General features: G+C 68.2%; 2 protein-coding genes. Both read right to left on the bottom strand.

Translation table 11 applies throughout. The features are described 5' to 3' along the window. Positions 1–469 precede the first annotated feature (469 nt). The gene (locus QM621_RS13055; protein ID WP_414990825.1) at positions 470–1,063 is read right to left on the bottom strand and encodes a MazG family protein; all 594 of its coding nucleotides are present in this window, start codon (positions 1,061–1,063) and stop codon (positions 470–472) included. Continuing rightward, positions 1,060–2,904 (bottom strand): dihydroxy-acid dehydratase, encoded by a 1,845-nt coding sequence (gene ilvD / locus QM621_RS13050; RefSeq protein ID WP_414990824.1) that lies wholly within the window; start codon positions 2,902–2,904, stop codon positions 1,060–1,062. Before ilvD ends, QM621_RS13055 begins: the two co-directional genes overlap by 4 nt. Between the last annotated feature and the right edge of the window lie 133 nt (positions 2,905–3,037).

Below are 3,037 nucleotides of genomic sequence, written 5' to 3'. Positions count from 1 at the left end.
TTTGAATAGCCCGAGGATCGTCGGCCATTTCCATTCTGCGGGGTCGGTCTGCCGGTGGATCATCGCGCAGAGCTCTTCGATCTCGTCGCGGTACAGTCCGGTGGTATGATTCATGTCGACGGTTCGTTTCTCGTGAGTTTGAGTGTGGTAACCCAATTCTCTCAAGAAACGGACCGTCTTTTATTGTGAAACGCCGTGAGGTTTTGTTTCAGTTCCCTGAATAAGCCTCAGTGTGGCCAACCAACACTTCGAGTCGTTCACCCAACAAGGCCTGCCCGCCTACAACTTCGAAGCCATCCAAAGCACGATCATGGCCGGTCGGATTTCCGGACAGAATCGCTCTTCATCTATCCGACCTACTTCGGCGTCAAAGGAATCGTCGTCAACCAAAGGCTCGTCGAACTGACGCCCCGCATACTGGCGACATTGCAAGATCTCGCCGCGGAAGGCGAGCTCGACTCAACCTGAACTACGGTAAGTCCGGCAGAGCGCGCACCGTGCGACGGAGCTCGGCCTCGGGGTCGAGTCCGGCGGCGCGGGCCTCGGCGACGAGGGCCAGGAGGCGGGAGCCGAGGTCGTCGCCTTCGACCTTCGGGTCGCCGAGGCGTTTGAGCACCTTGTCGGCGTACATCAGCGCGGGAAGGGCGAGCGGGATGCCGTCGTGCACCGATGCCCGAGTCGCCTCCTGGGCCTTGACCGCCTGCCAGGCCGCGTCGATCTCCTCGGGCGTGCGGGCCTCGCCACCGGCGAACACGTGCGGGTTGCGCCGGCGCAGCTTCGCCGCGATCCCGGCCGCGACGTCGTCGAGGTCGAAACCGCCGTCGGCGGCGGGACGCTCCGAGGCGACCTGCGCGTGGAAGACGACCTGGAACAGCAGGTCGCCCAACTCGTCGCGGACCTCGTTCGGATCACCGCCGTCGAAGGCCGCCAGCACCTCGTGCGCCTCCTCCAAGAGGTAGCGCGTCAGCGACTCGTGCGTCTGCGCGGCCGTCCACGCGCACTCACGGCGCAGCCGCGCCATGACCTCCGCGAGGTCGGCCACACCGCCTGACGCCGCGCTCATGGCACGAGGCGATAGGCGCCGTCGGAAGCCGAGGTGGCCATCGAGGCGTAGGCGCGCAGCGCGGCCGAGACCGGACGGTCGCGGTCGCGCGGCGTGTACGGCTTCTCGCGGGCCTCCTGCGCCTCGCGACGACGCTCCAACTCGGCCTCGTCGACGACCAGCTCGATCGACCGGTTCGGGATGTCGATGGCGATCTCGTCGCCGTCCTCGACCAGCGCGATCAGGCCGCCCGAGGCCGCCTCCGGGGAGACGTGGCCGATGGACAGGCCCGAGGTGCCGCCGGAGAACCGGCCGTCGGTGATGAGCGCGCAGGCCTGGCCGAGGCCACGCCCCTTCAGGAACGACGTCGGGTACAGCATCTCCTGCATACCCGGACCGCCCTTGGGCCCCTCGTAACGGATCACCACGACGTCGCCCGCCTCGACCTTCTTGCCGAGGATCGCCGACACCGCGTCGTCCTGCGACTCGTAGACCTTCGCGGTGCCGGTGAACGCCCAGATCTCCTCGGGCACGCCCGCGGTCTTGACCACGCAGCCGGCCGGGGCGAGGTTGCCCGACAGGATCGCCAGGCCGCCGTCGGCGGTGTACGCGTGCTCGACGTCGCGGATGCAGCCCTCGACGGCGTCGGTGTCGAGGCTCGCCCAGCGGTTCTCGGTCGAGAACGGCTCGGTGGTGCGCACCCCGCCCGGCGCGGCGTGGAACAACTCCAACGCCTGCTGCGTCGGGCTGCCGCCGCGGATGTCCCAGGCGCCGAGCCAGCTGTCGAGGTTCTCGGCGTGCACCGAGTGGACGTCCCGGTTGAGCACGCCCGCGCGGTCGAGCTCGCCGAGGATCGCCGGGATGCCGCCGGCGCGGTGCACGTCCTCCATGTAGTACTTCGGGCTGTTCGGCGCGACCTTCGACAGGCAGGGCACCCGGCGGCTGATCGCGTCGATGTCGTCGACGTTGAAGTCGAGCTCGGCCTCGCGCGCGGCGGCCAGCAGGTGCAGGATCGTGTTGGTCGAGCCGCCCATCGCGACGTCGAGCGCGACCGCGTTCTCGAAGGCTGCCCGGGTCGCGATGTTGCGCGGCAGAACCGACTCGTCGTCCTTGCCGTAGTAACGATCGGCCAGGTCGACGGCGATGCGGCCCGCCTCCAGGAAGAGGTCCTTGCGCGCCGCGTGCGTGGCCAGGGTGGAGCCGTTGCCGGGCAGCGACAGGCCGATGGCCTCGGTGAGGCAGTTCATCGAGTTCGCGGTGAACATGCCCGAGCAGGAGCCGCAGGTGGGGCAGGCGGACCGCTCGATCTCGTCGAGGCGTTCGTCGGAGATGCTGTCGTTCGAGGCGGCGACCATCGCGTCGACGAGATCGAGTTTGTCGCGCACGACGCCGTCGATGGAGACGGTCTTGCCGGCCTCCATCGGGCCGCCAGAGACGAAGACGGTCGGGATGTTGAGGCGCAGCGCGGCCAGCAGCATGCCGGGGGTGATCTTGTCGCAGTTGGAGATGCACACGAGGACGTCGGCGCAGTGCGCGTTGACCATGTACTCCACCGCGTCGGCGATCAGCTCACGGCTGGGCAGCGAGTAGAGCATGCCCGCGTGGCCCATAGCGATGCCGTCGTCGACCGCGATGGTGTTGAACTCGCGGCCCACGCCGCCAGCCTCGGCGACCGACTCGGCGACGAGCTGGCCCATGTCCTTGAGGTGGACGTGGCCGGGTACGAACTGGGTGAAGCTGTTCGCGATGGCGACGATCGGCTTGCCGAAGTCGTCGTCGGTCATGCCGGTGGCCCGCCAGAGGGCGCGGGCGCCGGCCATCATTCGTCCGTGGGTGGACGTCCGGGAGCGCAGATCAGCCATAGGCCCATTGTCCACCCGCCGCCTCCACCCCCTCCCCGAAGGGCGACCTACTCCCTGAGGCGGTGAGTTATCCACCTTTCGCGCCCCGGCGGTGGCTCATCCACCCTATGGGCGCTCATAGGGTGGATGAGCC

The organism is Aeromicrobium sp. (genome assembly GCF_047606445.1).
Classification (GTDB): Bacteria; Actinomycetota; Actinomycetes; order Propionibacteriales; family Nocardioidaceae; genus Aeromicrobium.
Note: the sequence above shows the minus strand (reverse complement) of the source record. Positions and strands in the feature narration are given on the sequence as shown.